This is a genomic window from Veillonella sp. CNR 79/14, assembly GCF_003992185.1.
Taxonomy (GTDB): domain Bacteria; phylum Bacillota; class Negativicutes; order Veillonellales; family Veillonellaceae; genus F0422.
In genome coordinates this window covers 1-14643 of sequence record NZ_RQVH01000031.1, presented here as the reverse complement: position 1 = coordinate 14643, position 14643 = coordinate 1, and the positions used below count along the sequence as shown (strand labels likewise).

General features: G+C 40.3%; 14 protein-coding genes and 3 tRNA genes. 1 reads left to right on the top strand and 16 read right to left on the bottom strand.

What is annotated here, in order from left to right:
• Nucleotides 1-715: 715 nt before the first annotated feature.
• From EO119_RS07625 to EO119_RS07550, 16 genes are all read right to left on the bottom strand, one after another.
• A tRNA-Arg gene (locus tag EO119_RS07625) sits at nucleotides 716-792 on the bottom strand.
• A gap of 106 nt (nucleotides 793-898) precedes the next feature.
• Nucleotides 899-972: transfer RNA gene (locus EO119_RS07620), tRNA-Gly, on the bottom strand.
• A gap of 11 nt (nucleotides 973-983) precedes the next feature.
• Nucleotides 984-1060: transfer RNA gene (locus EO119_RS07615), tRNA-Pro, on the bottom strand.
• Nucleotides 1061-1309: 249 nt separating this feature from the next.
• Nucleotides 1310-3397 carry a DUF4261 domain-containing protein gene (locus EO119_RS07610; RefSeq protein ID WP_126941311.1) on the bottom strand — a complete coding sequence of 696 codons (2088 nt, stop codon included), beginning with the start codon at nucleotides 3395-3397 and terminating at the stop codon, nucleotides 1310-1312.
• 78 nt (nucleotides 3398-3475) lie between these two features.
• A complete protein-coding gene (locus tag EO119_RS07605; protein ID WP_126941309.1) occupies nucleotides 3476-3700 on the bottom strand; it encodes a DUF4911 domain-containing protein in 225 nt (74 codons plus the stop codon).
• A 27-nt stretch (nucleotides 3701-3727) separates the two neighbouring features.
• On the bottom strand, nucleotides 3728-4960 hold the full coding sequence (locus EO119_RS07600; protein WP_126941307.1) for a U32 family peptidase: 1233 nt from the start codon (nucleotides 4958-4960) through the stop codon (nucleotides 3728-3730).
• Nucleotides 4953-5561, bottom strand: coding sequence for an O-methyltransferase (locus EO119_RS07595; RefSeq protein WP_126941306.1), 609 nt, complete (start codon nucleotides 5559-5561; stop codon nucleotides 4953-4955). Before EO119_RS07595 ends, EO119_RS07600 begins: the two co-directional genes overlap by 8 nt.
• On the bottom strand, nucleotides 5551-6558 hold the full coding sequence (gene mltG / locus EO119_RS07590; protein WP_126941304.1) for an endolytic transglycosylase MltG: 1008 nt from the start codon (nucleotides 6556-6558) through the stop codon (nucleotides 5551-5553). Before mltG ends, EO119_RS07595 begins: the two co-directional genes overlap by 11 nt.
• Before the next feature lie 233 nt (nucleotides 6559-6791).
• The gene (locus EO119_RS07585; protein WP_009352989.1) at nucleotides 6792-7064 is read right to left on the bottom strand and encodes a DUF1292 domain-containing protein; all 273 of its coding nucleotides are present in this window, start codon (nucleotides 7062-7064) and stop codon (nucleotides 6792-6794) included.
• Between the two features lie 10 nt (nucleotides 7065-7074).
• Complete coding sequence (ruvX, locus tag EO119_RS07580; protein WP_009352972.1) at nucleotides 7075-7485, bottom strand: Holliday junction resolvase RuvX; 411 nt, start codon at nucleotides 7483-7485, stop codon at nucleotides 7075-7077.
• Complete coding sequence (locus EO119_RS07575; RefSeq protein WP_009352873.1) at nucleotides 7485-7745, bottom strand: IreB family regulatory phosphoprotein; 261 nt, start codon at nucleotides 7743-7745, stop codon at nucleotides 7485-7487. Before EO119_RS07575 ends, ruvX begins: the two co-directional genes overlap by 1 nt.
• 53 nt (nucleotides 7746-7798) lie before the next feature.
• A complete protein-coding gene (gene alaS / locus EO119_RS07570; RefSeq protein WP_126941302.1) occupies nucleotides 7799-10408 on the bottom strand; it encodes an alanine--tRNA ligase in 2610 nt (869 codons plus the stop codon).
• Nucleotides 10409-10535: 127 nt separating this feature from the next.
• The gene (locus EO119_RS07565; protein WP_126941300.1) at nucleotides 10536-11339 is read right to left on the bottom strand and encodes a metal ABC transporter permease; all 804 of its coding nucleotides are present in this window, start codon (nucleotides 11337-11339) and stop codon (nucleotides 10536-10538) included.
• A 1-nt stretch (nucleotide 11340) separates the two neighbouring features.
• Nucleotides 11341-12051, bottom strand: a complete 711-nt coding sequence (locus EO119_RS07560) for a metal ABC transporter ATP-binding protein (protein ID WP_009352919.1) — start codon at nucleotides 12049-12051, stop codon at nucleotides 11341-11343.
• A 75-nt stretch (nucleotides 12052-12126) separates the two neighbouring features.
• The gene (locus tag EO119_RS07555; protein WP_126941298.1) at nucleotides 12127-12975 is read right to left on the bottom strand and encodes an NlpC/P60 family protein; all 849 of its coding nucleotides are present in this window, start codon (nucleotides 12973-12975) and stop codon (nucleotides 12127-12129) included.
• 22 nt (nucleotides 12976-12997) lie between these two features.
• A complete protein-coding gene (locus tag EO119_RS07550; RefSeq protein WP_062401317.1) occupies nucleotides 12998-13936 on the bottom strand; it encodes a glycosyltransferase family 2 protein in 939 nt (312 codons plus the stop codon).
• 364 nt (nucleotides 13937-14300) lie between these two features.
• Here EO119_RS07550 and EO119_RS07545 point away from each other — a divergent pair.
• Nucleotides 14301-14643 (top strand): helix-turn-helix domain-containing protein (locus EO119_RS07545; RefSeq protein WP_164725698.1); only part of this gene is annotated, 343 nt, incomplete at its 3' end.

Genomic DNA, 14643 nt, shown 5'->3' with positions numbered 1-14643 from the left:
CTATTTATATAAATATATTTCGTTAGCATTGAAAAGAACTGCATTCCTTTAGGTATGGAGTCAATATTATTAGGATCTAAAAGTCCATTTCTAAGTGCTACCTTTAAAAATTTACACCTCATAATTCAATCACCTTTAATTCCAAAACTACTAAAAAAATCTACTAAATTTTACAAAAAAGCGGATAGCTCAATCTGAACTATCCGCTTATTTACTTGGTGATCCAGGAGGGATACGAAGGCAACTTAGGATTCTAGGAGCAAAGCGACGCAGAATCCTTAGTGCCTCGATTCCATGGAATAGCGGAAAGCTTAGAACTATAGGAGCCATAGGCGACGCGAAGGTCTTAGCGATAGCATCCCTGCCACACAAAAAGGATCCTACATCAAGTAGAATCCTTAGTACTGGTGATCCAGGAGGGATACGATGGCAACTTAGGATTCTAGGAGCAAAGCGACGCAGAATCCTTAGTGCCTCGATTCCTTGGAATAGCGGTAAGCTTAGTTCTCTAGGAGCATAGCGACGCGGAGAACTTAGCGATAGCATCCCTGCCACACAAAAAGGATCCTACATCAAGTAGAATCCTAAATACTTGGTGATCCAGGAGGGATACGTAAGCAACTTAGGTCTCTAGGAACGCAGTGAAGCAGAGACCTTAGTGCGTCGATCCCTCCAACATAAAAAGGATTCTAGAAAACATAGAATCCTTTGTTAGTGGTGATCCAGGAGGGATTCGAACCCCCGACCCACGGCTTAGAAGGCCGTTGCTCTATCCAACTGAGCTACTGAACCATATGTAATTACAATCGCATCCAATTTACCCATACATAATAAAATAACCCATCACATCGACATTGTCTCTGTATGGGAACGTATTGAATACAATCACATGTATAAGTGGAGCGGGTGAAGGGAATCGAACCCTCGCAACCAGCTTGGAAGGCTGGGGCTCTACCATTGAGCTACACCCGCACATAAGAAAATGGTCGGAGCAGCAGGATTCGAACCTGCGACCCCCTGGTCCCAAGCCAGGTGCGCTACCAAACTGCGCTATGCCCCGATATCTTCCATCCATAGTAACGAATCACCTTAACTGTCCTTGGGAAACACTGTTTCGCTACCGTTTGTTACTTACTGTAACAACAAATATATAATATCATATCCATTACATCTATGCAAGTGTTTTTTTATAATTTATTTAACTTTTTTCTAACTGGAGCACAGTACTCCCTACTCACAGTACCAATAATTCCATATACAACCACGAGAAAAGAGGCGCTAGTATTCCAACGCCCCTTTCATCTTGTATTTATTCTTCTTCACTTTCAGTAAAGAAAATTTGTATGCTTTGTTTTCCATCTGCATGGACAGAGTCCTTGATATGTACGGTTAGTTGCTCCTCATTTGTTCTACCAACAGAGTCTCCATCTTTTACCTGCTTATCAGATGTCAAGATATAATCCGCTACACTTAGGATATAGTTCCAAGCTTTCTCTGGATCCCATGGACAATGAAGGAACTCCACATTTAATTGGTTGAACAGTTCCATACCACTCGTAGATAAGGAGATGGTGCCATCCTCTTCAAAATCCATATCTACCCATATCATATTCGCCATAGGCAACATATCATCTCGTAAGTTTTCCGTTTCTTCATGGAATTTGTCAGCTTCATATAGCACGCCATTCGTGTACACCGCACTAGCTCCCTCTTGCTCTGTAGCCACTGAAAGTAGCTTGGCTAGCAACATGCCTTCTTCCAAAGGATTACCAGGACCTTCTACAATACTGATCGCCACATGGTACGTATGTCGTCTTCCTACCTCTACAGCAGATTCCCAAAGGTAATTTCTCATGCCACCTTGTTCTACCGCCTGTAGTGGCATAGGAAAGGAGAATGGGGCAACTACTACTTTATAGCCATCAATCACTAAGAAATGAGCTTCTTCCATGTCATCTTCTTCTACTGAATCCACATCCACTGTCGCAATAGCAGCTCGAACTTTCATCCCTTCTGGACTGGTAATCGAATCAATATCCCATCTTGCTAGCAAGTCCTTCTTAAATCGATTCACATCAAATGCTGTATCTTCCAGCAAGACCATCCCCATGAAACCACGTTTACCTATCATAGGTCCCATATCGCCTATACTGTCTAAGATTCTTTCAGATAAATTCCGCATAGCTTCAAACAAGAGTTGATTTTCCGCACTTTGTACATCCATGGTATCTACATCCAAACTCATAGTTTTTTCCATAATAGATTGAATCAGATAATCTCCAGATCCATGAGAAGCTTCTTTCATTAGCAATAACAATACATTACTAAAAGATGGCCCTAGCAATGTCAAGGTTTTCGTTTCACCGTCAAAGTATAATACTTGTCCTACTGTACCAGATTTGGTTGGGTTAAAGTCAAGGTATAACCTGGATGCACTTTCCCCTTCACCAGTCGCCGCAAACAAGCATAAATCCCAGCTAGCAGGGGTAGCACGCACTTGTGATGGTCTATCCGTAGGACCCTGAATATCTAGTTTTCTTGTACTCAATCCCTCCCGATCAAATGTTAACATTTGACGAGCTGACAATAAATAAAATTGTTTATTATCATGGATAAATAATGGAAATGTTACATGCAAAGAAGTATATTCTTTTTGGTATGTTCCATTTTCCACATTCAGCAAGAAACTAAGCCCTTCTGGTGTCTTAGGATATCGCTTTAATAGGTGCATCCATTCTTGCGGTGATATCCCTTTCCATTCACCTTGAATGACGTTCCATACATCGGGAACTAACCCACGATACACGCGAGATATATCTGACATATACCGTTCATGAATGGTCAACCCTGAATCGATGACATCAATGGTTGCACCTACCCCTAAGTCACTCCTACGAAGATAGGTTTTGATCACTTCCACCGCTAACTCTTTATCTGCTACATAATACACAAATCTTGCCATTCCCTTAGGAATATCGATACATGTTGTACTTACAATACTATTTTCTTCCAATGCCGCTGTAATTTTAGCATCCAATCGTTTGAATTTTTTTGTATCTCCTAAGGAAGCATCCAGCATCACATGTACATGATGCAAATTGCCCAATTCTACAATGACCTTTCCATTTTGATACAACTTGGCACCATAAGGAATCCCTAATTCATCCAAGGAGATAAGCATTTCCTCTACTAACTCAGAACCTTCATCCATAGAAAACCGAACTACACAATGGTCAATCTCACCATTCTCTTTATATACCGATTCCCCCTCATGAACCTCTCCTACATCGGCCAACTTATGTTCTATCAATATTTCTAAAGAACCTCGACAAGATTCATCAAATTGAGCTGGAATATATAGTTCATATTGCATCCGTTTCTTATTGTCTGCTGTCATATCTCTTAGATCTCCACTTTCAATCACCAATACTTACTACCAGTACAACTCATGTGGTGTCTCTCTGTTACAATTCACTCACTCCAAGAGAATCACAGAAATCGGTAGGGATTGTAAAATTTCTTTTGCCAATTCACGTGTTGATTCTGTAGTACGAACCATACACAATCCCTCCGCATTCACCGTTGTCATGACCCCTACGTATTCATAGCCTTCTAAAATCCGATTCACATAATTTGTATATGTCCGTTCAATTTGAAAGTACACATACTCTGGATCATACACAATCTCTTGTTCTTGCATCTTGGTCCTCCCCTATGTCGTAAGGAATTATTTTTGTTTCGTTTCACGACGCATCATGGAGTATTCCTCCAATGGCGTATCAATGTACAAACGCAATTTCATTTGTGCATGTTTTGCCACATCAATGTCATTGCCATCTTCATCAGTGATACGTGTAATCACATGTTTCACCAATGGTCCATGAGGTTGGCAAAACTCTACTTCTTCCCCTACTTTAAAGTTGTTACGTTGTTCCATGTAGGCATAGCCTTCTTCTGCATTGTACCCTTCTACTAATCCAATGAAATCATGGGTTTGCGTATTGGAAGATTTACCATAGTTTTGCGCTTCTTCCCCTGGTTTTTCCATGGCAAAGGCCTCTGTGTATGGACGGTGAGAAATTTTTTCTAATTCTGCATACCATTCATCACGTACATACCAGTCATCTCCTTCTTCCAGGAATTTATCGATGGCTTCACGGTATACTTTGGATACAGTAGCCGCATAGTGCACAGATTTCATACGACCTTCAATTTTTAAACTATCTACACCCGCTTTATAGAGCTCAGGGATATATTTTAATAGACATAAATCTTTAGAGTTAAAGATATACGTGCCATGTTCATCTTCTTCGATTGGATAGTATTCACCAGGGCGGTTTTCTTCTACTAAATTATATTTCCAACGGCATGCCTGCGTGCAAGCCCCACGATTGGCATCACGATTTGTCATGTAATTACTCAACAAACAACGACCAGAGTAGGAAATACACATAGCTCCATGTACGAAGGCTTCAATTTCTACATCTGCTTTCTCACGCATGGTTTTGATATCTTCAATGCTCACTTCACGAGCTACTACTACACGAGCAGCCCCTTGTTCTTTCCAGAACTCTGTAGTCAAATAGTTCGTGGTATTTGCTTGTGTACTCACATGCAATTCTAAGCCTGTAGCCACACGCTTTGCCAACAAGAAAATACCCAAGTCCGCTACGATAATTGCATCAACCTTGATACTTTCCAAAAATTGTAAATACTCTTCAAGGCCTGTTAAGTCCTCATTATGCGGAATAATGTTACAAGTGACATAGATTTTTTTGCCATGGCTGTGTACAAATTCTACAGCCTCTTTCAATTGGTCATTGTCAAAGTTAGAGCTAGCTGCGCGTAAGCCAAAGGCACGGCCTGCACAATATACGGCATCTGCACCATAGCGGATAGCCATTTTTAATTTATCCATATTACCAGCAGGAGCTAGTAATTCCATATGTCGTTTAGTCATGAATGTTTCCTTTCCATATACTTACACTCATACCATCTCCCATAGGGTAGATAGTAGTATTGTAATATTCTTTTTGTTCTACATAGTTTAAATACGCTTGCAAGCGTTTCACAATTGTTTTAAAGCGACGAGGTGGTTCTTTCTCTCCCCGCACATAACCACGGAATAAGACATTATCCGCTAATACCACAGCCCCTTCTACTAATTGGGGTTCAATGAGTTCCAACTGTTTTAAGTACTGACCTTTAGGACCATCTAAAAACACTAAATCAAAGGGACCTTCTAGGCCTTCGAGCAATTCTGTAGCATCTCCTTTTAATAGAGTGATTTTCTCTGCATAGTCTGATTGCGAAATGAAATGGCTAGCCATCCCATGGCGTACATCATCTAATTCCATAGTGATGAGCTGTCCCTCTTTGTCCATATGCTTTGCCAGTAGCAGCGAAGAGTACCCAATAGCAGTGCCCACTTCTAAAACTCGCTTTGGTTTATATAAACTGATTAAGTCTTCAAAGAGTTCTACTTCTGACTCTCGTAAAATTGGCACATCATGCAAAAGCGCATAAATACGTTGTTCATTTAAAATATCTTTAATTTTCATAAATTTGATCCACTATTTTCAAATGTTCATCATAAGTTTTTGTAAAATGATGATGTCCTTCTTTGTCAGCCACAAAGAATAAATACTCCGTTGGTGGCGCATACAAAACTGCCTCCATAGATTTGGTGCCTGGGTTTGCAATAGGTCCTGGTGGTAATCCTTTATGAAGATATGTATTGTACGGACTTTCCAATTTTGTATCCTCAATACTAATCAAAGGCTTAGGATACCCCAAAATATATTGAATACTAGCACATGATTCTAAGGGCATACCAGTTTTTAAGCGTTGACGAAAAACTGCGGCAATGATAGGTCTATCTTCATCAAACTTCGCTTCTTTTTCCACCAAGGATGCTAAGGTAATAAATTCAAATATGGTCATTCCTTGTGCTTCAATATCTTGGCGCATTTTTGGTGTTAATTGGCGATTCATTTCGTCCGCCATGATGGCCATCACATCTTCTGCTTTGCTACCTACAGGAATTTCATAGGTGCTAGGGAATAGAAATCCTTCCACCCGATAGGTAACAGGCTTCGTTCCCACCATATACTCATAAGGTGTATAGGTCTTTCCTTTTTCCATGAATGCATACTGCGTATCGATGCCTTGTTCTTCAATGCGTTTGCCAATTTCACCAATGGTAAATCCTTCTGGAATGGTCAATTTCACCGTTTGTAATCTACCTTGTTGGAGCAAGCCAATGATCTCACTTAAACTAGAATGGTGTGGAATTTGATAATATCCATGTTGTAACTTATCCATGGTTCCCGTTAAGCGTAGAGCACCACGGAACACAGCAGGTGACGTGATCAGTCCTCTTTCATAGAGTATATCCCCAATCTGTGCACCAGTTTGATTTTCACTGATAACAACTGTTTCTACATCTTCCTTTGAACCACCAGTCCAAGGAATATAATATATACCTGCTAAGATTCCAAGCAAAATTACGATTAGAATTGCTACACATCTATAGATATAGTTTGCATATTGTTTCATAGCACACTCCTTTTTCAACGAATACTATATTATACCATTTTAGCAGTATATATAGCAATTTTTCTATATAGTATAGGTCAATCTATCATCGATACACTCACCTAGACCATATATCGTAACGCCTTTAGGTACAATACTTTTTTACCTAGCATGTATGTAATCCATCTTCTCTTATACAGAAAAGGCTGTAACCATACTGTCTTTCGACAGTCTGTTACAGCCTTGACTAACGATTAGTCCATTTCTTCGTATAATTTAATGACTGCATCGAATTCTTCATCAGTAGGAGCTACATAAACTTGTTCTCCTTCTTCTTCATCAATGCGCGCAATAATCACTTCTGGTTCATCATGTTCAGTGTCTTCTTCTGGAGGAAGAGATACTAAAATCGCAAATGCTTTTCCATCATGTTGAATTAGCATTTCTTCTTCATAATACATTTCTTCTCCATTTTCGTCTTCAATGACAATCACAGATACTTCACCTTCATAACCTTGTTCGATCATGGTAACCTCCTTATGAACGACTATCTAAATAGCCTTGTAAAATGACAACTGCTGCCATTTTATCAATGACTTCTTTCCGTTTTTTACGACTTACATCAGCGGCAATTAAAGATTTTTCTGCCATCACTGTAGATAGACGTTCATCCCAAAATACAACTGGTGTGGAGATGACTTCTTGCATCTTTTCCACAAAGGCTTCCGTTTTTTCAGCCCGGTCTCCTTTGGTGCCATTCATATTTTTGGGCATGCCTACCACAATAGTGTCTACCTCGTATTCACGGATTAACTCCGCAATGCGCTGAAAGTCTTTTTCATGGGATGTGCGACGAATAGTTTCGATACCTTGCGCTGTAATATACAGCGCATCACTGCATGCTACGCCTATGGTCCGACTTCCCACATCTAGTGCCATAATTCGCATTATAATTGTTTCGCTTTCACATATTCTTTCACAAGTTCTTCAATAAGCTCATCTCGTTCGATACTACGAATATCACTACGAGCATTATTATAACTTGTAATATACGTTGGATCTCCAGAAATGAGATATCCTGTGATTTGACTAATTGGGTTATACCCTTTTTCCGCCAAGGCTTGGAACACATGTTGGAATACTTCTTCTGGTGTCAACGGTGTTGTTTGTACCGGTTTAATCACCATTGTTTTATCTGAAAGATTCATATAATCCCTCCTTATCATGAGTTTTCTAGTGAAAATCTCATCTATGATTAAACTTATCCAACCATGGATTGGATTGCCTCTTTACCTGCTGCTAAGGCTTGGTCCATCGCTGCCGGATCTTTACCACCAGCTTGTGCCATATCTGGACGGCCACCACCATTACCACCAGCCGCTTGAGCTGCTGCTTTTACGATGTTACCGCAGTGGATACCTTTGCCAACTACGTCTTTTGTAGCCATGCAAACGAAATTCACTTTATCGCCACCAGCTGCACCTAATAATACTACGCCAGAGCCAATTTTATCGCGAACCATATCCGCCATGTCACGCAATTCGCCCATATCAGATACTGGTACGGAGGCTACTACTGCTGTTACATCGCCTACTGTAAATTGACCAGCTAAGACACTATCAAGGTTACCGCTGTTCAATTCTTTTTTCACTTGATCTAGCTCACGTTCTACAGCTTTTGCATGGTCTAATACTTGTTGTATTTTACCTACTACTTCTTGTGGTTTTCCTTTCACAAGAGAAGCTACTGCTTTTAACGTTTGTTCTTCTTGTTGTGCTAACACAAGCGCTGCTTTACCTGTCACCGCTTCGATACGGCGTACGCCAGAACCAATACCACCTTCGGAAGTGATACGGAATTGACCGATGAAACCAGTATTTTCTACGTGAGAACCGCCACACAATTCGATGGAGAATTCTGGCACAGATACAACTCGTACTTCGGAACCATATTTTTCACCGAACAACGCCATAGCGCCTTTTGCTTTCGCCGCATCAATGGACATAGTTTCTACTTCCAATGTGGAAGCACGAAGAATTTGTTCATTTACCATGTTCGTAATGATTTGTAATTCTTCTGCTGTCACTGGGGAGAAGTGTGTAAAGTCAAAACGCAAGTAATCAGGCGTTACTAAGGAACCTGCTTGGTTAACATGCGTACCCAATACGGAACGCAATGCAGCATGCAATAAGTGTGTTGCTGTATGGTTACGTGCCATATGCTGACGGCGTTCTACATCGACTTCGAATGTCACTTCGTCGTTTAGCGAAATGCTACCTTCTACCACAGTCCCTACATGGTAGGTAGTACCTTCTGGTAATTTTTTCGCTGTATGCACTTCTACTTTACCCAATGGGCCTGCGATGAAACCAGTGTCACCTAATTGCCCGCCTCCTTCTGCGTGGAATGGAGTCGTTTTTACGATGATCGTAACATCCTGTCCATCTTCAGCACGGTCGATGGCTTTTGCCCCTTCACCGATTAACAAGACTGTGGATGCTGTGGCACTTTCATCGTCAGAAATATGTTCGCCAGATAAATGGGTAATATCTGGAGTAGCTACTTTTGCGTCTACGTCTTCACGAGCTTCACGAGCACGAGTACGTTGTTCATTCATGGCGCTTTCAAAACCAGCTTGGTCGATAGTGAAACCAGCTTCAGAAGCGATTTCTTCTGTCAATTCCCAAGGGAATCCGTAGGTGTCATACAATTTGAATACGTCTTGACCTGGTACTGTCGTAGCGCCCTCAGCTTTCAATGTATCCAATAATTGGCTCAACATGTCTAGGCCAGATGCCAATGTTTGGTTAAAACGTTCTTCTTCGTTTGCCACTACTCGTTTTACGAAGTCTTGTTTCTCCACGATATTCGTGATAGCTCCGCCCAAGATATCTACAACGATATCTACTAATGGTACCAAAAATGGTCCTTGAATACCTAATAGACGACCATGACGAACAGCACGGCGCAAAATACGGCGAAGCACATAGCCACGGCCTTCATTAGATGGCAACACACCATCTGCAATCAATGCCACAATAGCACGAATATGGTCGGCGATAACCTTCAAAGAAACATCTGTATTCGCATCTGTATGATACGTAACACCTGCTTTTTTCGCTGTGGCCTCAATGATTGGAAAAATCAAATCTGTTTCAAAGTTACTTTCTTTATTTTGTAATACAGATGCCAAACGCTCTAAACCAGCGCCGGTATCGATATTTTTCTTAGCCAATGGCTCGTAAGTACCTTCTGCAGTACGGTTGAATTGCGTGAATACAAGGTTCCAAATTTCAAGAAAACGGTCACAATCACAACCTGGTGCACAGTTTGGATCATTGCAGCCACGCTCTGGTCCTAAGTCGAAGAAAATCTCGCTATCTGGACCACATGGACCTTCGCCAATTTCCCAGAAATTATCTTCCAAACGGCTGATATGGTCTTCTGGTAAGCCAATTTCATTATGCCAAGTGTCATAGGCTTCTTGATCATCCGGATATACAGTAACGTACAATTTTTCTTTATCTAATTTGATGACTTCTGTTAAGAATTCCCATGCCCAATGGATGGCTTCTTTTTTGAAATAATCACCAAAAGAGAAGTTTCCCAACATTTCAAAGAATGTATGGTGACGTGCTGTACGTCCTACGTTTTCAATATCCCCTGTACGAATTGACTTTTGGCTTGTCGTAATTCGTGTGCAAGGTGGTACTAATTTACCTGTAAAAAATGGTTTCAACGGTGCCATACCAGCACCGATTAATAATAAAGATGGGTCGTTATCTGGAACAAGAGAATAACTCTCTTGCTTTAAATGTCCTTTACTTTCAAAAAAATTCAAATACGCTTGGCGTAATTCATTTCCTGTCATGGTTTCCCTCCTAAAAATGTCTATTGCCTTTATTATACCACAGATTTTGATGAAAGTATGCATTTAGGTGAGGTCATTGACTTATATAGGATGATGATACTTTACATACTAATTTTATATTTCAGAGCTACCTACACTTAAACAAATTCACCAAAAACGTAATGACATAGAGTCCAATAGCTGTCAGCACAATGGTCCCCCCTGGTGCAAAGTCCAACCAAAAGGCGCTGCACAGTCCGCCGATGACGGATATTACGGAATAGACGGTAGCAATACCCCAAGTTTCTTTGAAGCCCCGTTTCCATAAATGAGCAGATGCAACAGGAACTATCATCAACGCACTGATCAATAGAATCCCTACTACGGTCATCCCCATGACAACTACAAGGGCTGTTAAGATGGCAAAAATCATGTTCACACGATTTACATTGATACCTACAGTGCGAGCAATTTCCTCGTCAAAGGAGGTAAGCATTAAGGAGTGATACACAAATTTCATGATAATACCCACTACGATAGCCACCGCACCGATACCATAAATATCTGTCATAGTCACCGTTAGAATACTGCCAAATAAAAAGTTCAATAGTCCAGTGCTAGGCATTTTTACCATTGTAGAAAATACGATAGCCAGCGCTAAGCCTGCATAAAAGAATAATGCCATAATCATATCTGCATATTGTTTTTGGTAGCGACGCACGAGTTCTATACCCATGGCGGAAAGTACGGTCAATATAACAGCACCTAATGGAGGGTATACTTTCAGTAAGGATGCCCCCGTCACACCAGCAAAGGCAATATGTCCTAATCCATCGCCGAGCATGGATTGCCGTTTAATGACAATGAACATACCAATTAGGGGGCACATGAGAGCCACGATGAGGCCCGCTAAAAAGGCACGTTGCATAAATGTATAGGATAAAATATCCATCTTAACCTCCTAAATGCCATGCTAAACGAGAGCCTTGATGACTTTCCATAAAGCCTTTACAAGGTCCATAGTAACAAGCATGTCCATCCACACATAAAATTGTATCTGCCACTTCCATAGCTTCCGTCACATCATGGGTGACCATGATAACAGTGATGTTTTCTTCTTTTAAAGATCGCAACACTTCGTATATTTTTTTGCTTGTTTCAAAGTCGATACCACTGGTGGGCTCATCTAGCAAAATATAGTTCGGTTTCCGTGCTAAGGCCTGTGCTAACATGACACGTTGTTGTTGACCGCCGCTGAGTTCTCCAATGCGGCGTTTCAAGAAATCTTGCATGCCCACCAATTCCAAAGCATCCAAGATGCGTCCTTTTCTATCTTCCTTCGGTACGTGAAATAAAGCGAGTCCCACTACCTCTTCTACGGTAGCTGGAAATTGGGCTGCATTCTTGTTATAAATTTGTGGCACTAAGTGAATGAGTCCTTTCATTTGTGCTTCTTTCGGACTAATGCCATCTAAACAAAGATGTCCGGCTGTGGGTTCTAATAGTCCTGCTACCATACGAAGCCAGGTGGTTTTACCAGATCCATTAGGTCCCACCACCAGTACAAACTCACCTTTGGGAATGGTGATGGTCATATTATGGATAACCGTCTGAGATCCATAGGAAAATTGTACATCTTGTATGTGAATGCCTGCGTGCGTCATAGTTAACTCCTTTATGTTTCTAGTTATCGCATATATGGCAAAAGCTGTAATGACATCATCATTACAGCTTGTGTATTATAGTACGCGTTTTGCCCCTACATAGCGTGGTCCCCAGTAGCTATCATCAATATCTGCTACGGCTACACCACTGCTAGATGTGGCACTGATGAATTGTCCATCACCGATGTAAATACCAGAATGGGAAATCCCTGGTTCATAAGTTTCAAAGAACACTAAATCACCCGGTTGTAGATTACTTTTCTCTACTTTTTTACCTACTGTATACTGTTCGTCAGCTTGGCGCGGCATATCAAAGCCTATCTTTTGGAATACATAGCGAATATATCCTGAGCAATCAAATCCCGCTGGCGTAGTGCCTCCAAATTTATAAGGCACTCCCGTAAACGTATTGGCATAGGTCAAAATCTCTTTCACATTGCCAGATATAGGTTGATGTCCAATCTCTAAGCCTTTGTATGTTTTGCCTTTCTTTTTGAAAGTCAGCCCTTGTGGGGCAGAGCTTTTGTCTTTTTTATGCTTTAACGTAGATGTGATAGCTGTGGATTCTCTATTTGGATCGATATGGGCTAATAATTTAGCATCTTTTTCAGAAATTTCTTTCTTTTTAGATACCGTTTTTGTTGTTGCCGGCAGTGGTTTGCCCATCAATTTTTTATAGGTCACTGCTCCCAATATTCCGTCCACTGTTAATCCATTATCTTTTTGGAACAATCTAACAGCCCACTTTGTATTTGCATCATATTCGCTAGTTTCCCTAGCTTTATAACCAGCAGCGATGAGTTTCTTTTGAATACCAAGAATTTCATTGCCTGTATCACCATATTGGTAAGCTCCTTGTACACTAGTACCTAAAAAGCCTACTAATAGAGCGACTGCCAGGTATTGTTTCTTTTTACTCGTCATAGGACTCCTCTCTTATATACGATTATTTGTCTTGTATGTGACAGTTTATGGCGTCTTTCACCCAATATAACGGTCGTTGTTTGACTTCTTCAAAAATTCGTCCCACATATTCTCCGATGATACCAATACCTACCAGTTGTACACCACCTAGGAAGAAGATAGCCACTCCTAAGGTAGACCAACCACTGATAACATTGTCAGAGAAGAAGTGAACAAACAATATGTGTCCGATCATAATCAGGCTTAATAGTCCGCATAGCAAGCCGATATATAAGGCTAACCGCAAGGGTACTCTAGAAAATGCTGTAATGCCGTCTAAAGCAAAGCGCATCATTTTTTTTACACTAAATTTAGAAGTCCCTGCAAAGCGTGGGGGTGCTACGAAATGAAATTCATGTTGCACGAATCCCAAGTCGCCTACAATGCCCCGCAAAAACCTACCATGTTCACGGAAGTTTTTCAATGTTTCTAGGGATTTTCGATTCATCAACCGGAAATCGGAACCACCTTCCACGATAGGAACATTGGCTAATTTGTTAAGCACTTTGTAATAGTATTTCGATGTAAAAGCTTTTGCCCAACTAGCATCTTCTGTGGAATCACGAATGGTACGTACTACATCTGCACCTGCTTCCCAATGCTTCACTAGTTCTGGAATCAACTCTGGTGGATGTTGCATATCTCCATCCATGGTGATTACCGCATCACCTTGAGCGTAATCTAATCCACAGGTCAAGGCTAATTGATGACCGAAGTTTCTAGCCAATAACAGCACTTTTACCTTTGGATCTTGATTACCAATATATCGTAGCATGCCTGCACTATCATCACTGGACCCATCATCGACGAAAATAATTTCATGGTCATAGTCAAGTGTTTGCAATACATCTTTGACTGTAGTATAAAATTTTTGAATATTATCTTCCTCATTAAATACGGGAACAACAATTGACAGTAACATAGCTCCTCCTTATGATCTTTACCTATCTATTTTACAGGATTGAGACTTGTTTTGCAAACTCCGCTGTATATGGAGACGATATCTGACATGCAGAACATATGCTACAACAAGGATTCATAATATATAGTGGCAAACACATTTTATATCCTGTATACTGATGATAAGAATATTTCTCTTTTCTGATACTGATTATTTTTCATCATATTCCTTGTTGCCCTTCAATAACAAGAATCCCGATTTTATTTAACATTTATTTAGCACTTTTAAACTCATTCTTTCACAACATATATAAAGAATGTGATATTACCCCCATTCAGCAGTTAATTTTATTTACTATTTATTTAGCACTTTTAGGAAAAATACTATGAAACTAACTACATTAGAAGCAATTATATCATTAAAAGAGTCTTCACAAGTTGAATACAAAAAGGCTAAAAATGACTTCCCCAAAGATGCATGGAAATCATATTCTGCATTCGCTAATACTACAGGTGGCTATTTAATTTTAGGAATTTCTGAAGACGAGTGTAAAAAACCAGTTTTAACCGGAGTAAAAGATGCTGAAAAAATAATAAGCGACTTCTGTTCTACCCTAGGTGATAGATCTAAAGTTAGCTTAAATATCATAGAAAATAAAGATATACGAACAGCTATTATTGAAGATAAAACTATAGTTATTATACATATTAAGGAGGCTGCAATTACAG

Bases quoted from the DNA above. Each gene is read 5' to 3' on its own strand.
- EO119_RS07575 (WP_009352873.1), bottom strand. From the start codon at position 7,745: ATGAATCTTTCAGATAAAACAATGGTGATTAAACCGGTACAAACAACA.
- EO119_RS07600 (WP_126941307.1), bottom strand. From the start codon at position 4,960: ATGACTAAACGACATATGGAATTACTAGCTCCTGCTGGTAATATGGAT.
- EO119_RS07595 (WP_126941306.1), bottom strand. From the start codon at position 5,561: ATGAAAATTAAAGATATTTTAAATGAACAACGTATTTATGCGCTTTTG.
- EO119_RS07585 (WP_009352989.1), bottom strand. From the start codon at position 7,064: ATGATCGAACAAGGTTATGAAGGTGAAGTATCTGTGATTGTCATTGAA.
- EO119_RS07610 (WP_126941311.1), bottom strand. From the start codon at position 3,397: ATGACAGCAGACAATAAGAAACGGATGCAATATGAACTATATATTCCA.
- ruvX (WP_009352972.1), bottom strand. From the start codon at position 7,485: ATGCGAATTATGGCACTAGATGTGGGAAGTCGGACCATAGGCGTAGCA.
- EO119_RS07550 (WP_062401317.1), bottom strand. From the start codon at position 13,936: ATGTTACTGTCAATTGTTGTTCCCGTATTTAATGAGGAAGATAATATT.
- alaS (WP_126941302.1), bottom strand. From the start codon at position 10,408: ATGACAGGAAATGAATTACGCCAAGCGTATTTGAATTTTTTTGAAAGT.
- EO119_RS07605 (WP_126941309.1), bottom strand. From the start codon at position 3,700: ATGCAAGAACAAGAGATTGTGTATGATCCAGAGTATGTGTACTTTCAA.
- mltG (WP_126941304.1), bottom strand. From the start codon at position 6,558: ATGAAACAATATGCAAACTATATCTATAGATGTGTAGCAATTCTAATC.
- EO119_RS07560 (WP_009352919.1), bottom strand. From the start codon at position 12,051: ATGACGCACGCAGGCATTCACATACAAGATGTACAATTTTCCTATGGA.
- EO119_RS07555 (WP_126941298.1), bottom strand. From the start codon at position 12,975: ATGACGAGTAAAAAGAAACAATACCTGGCAGTCGCTCTATTAGTAGGC.
- EO119_RS07565 (WP_126941300.1), bottom strand. From the start codon at position 11,339: ATGGATATTTTATCCTATACATTTATGCAACGTGCCTTTTTAGCGGGC.